Genomic DNA, 797 nt, shown 5'->3' with positions numbered 1-797 from the left:
CCTTGGAGCGGCGGAGTTGCCCATGAAAAAGCCCCGTTGGGATTGGGCTGAACGGGGCTGAAGTCTACGGAGGCCTGGTGCAAGGAGAGCGCAGGGGCTGTGGAACGCCTCCGCTACGGGACAACTCCCAGGGCCCAGGAATGTTGCGCTATCATGCTTGAACATAGCGGCAATGATGCATGAATCGGGAGGCGCAGATGGGCGAGTGGAAGACGGTCTATGAGGACGAGGTTGAGGAGCGCTGGGTCACCCTCAAGGTCTACGAGAGTGAGGATGAGGGGGAGGAGGATGACGGTCCAGTGGTCCGCGTGACAGTCGCACCCATTGCCGATGAGCCGGGGGAACCGGAGCAGAGCGGCGCCGGGCCAAAGCCCGCTGCTGGCCGGGATGCAGACGACAACTCTATTACCTTGGACCCTGATGCCGTCGAGGATCTCGAAGAGGAACTGCTTGAGATCGGCTTCAGCCCCGAGGCGGCCAGATGGATCGTCGGCAAGGTTCCAGAGTGAACTGCTCGGCAACCGTGAACAAGAGGTAAAGGCGCCTGATCCGTTCCATGTTCATTGCGCATGGCAGGGGCGATCACTTTCCGGTTTGTCGCAAGCCCGGTGCGCTGTAGATGACCCCTCCTCCGCCACGGTCTCCCGATGGCGGGTTTCCTCCCATAACCCAGCCACCCCAGCAGGTGGCCGTTTTTCTGGCTGCCAGTCTGCGGTGCGCTTCCGCTTGGGCTGGCTCATTATTGAGGTTGCGTCATGTTTTTGTCAGTTGTTCTTTCAGGCCTACATCGATGGCTG

1 protein-coding gene is annotated in these 797 nt (G+C 60.6%); it reads left to right on the top strand.

Annotated features, from left to right (window positions below; genetic code table 11):
- The first annotated feature begins 197 nt into the window (after positions 1 to 197).
- On the top strand, positions 198 to 509 hold the full coding sequence (locus tag KBI52_RS01160) for a hypothetical protein (protein ID WP_210804824.1): 312 nt from the start codon (positions 198 to 200) through the stop codon (positions 507 to 509).
- Positions 510 to 797: the final 288 nt, after the last annotated feature.

The sequence above is a fragment of the Microvirga sp. HBU67558 genome, assembly GCF_018069605.1.
Lineage (GTDB): Bacteria > Pseudomonadota > Alphaproteobacteria > Rhizobiales > Beijerinckiaceae > Microvirga > Microvirga terrae.
The sequence above is the reverse complement of the archived record's forward strand: the minus strand, read 5'-3'. Positions and strand labels throughout refer to the sequence as shown.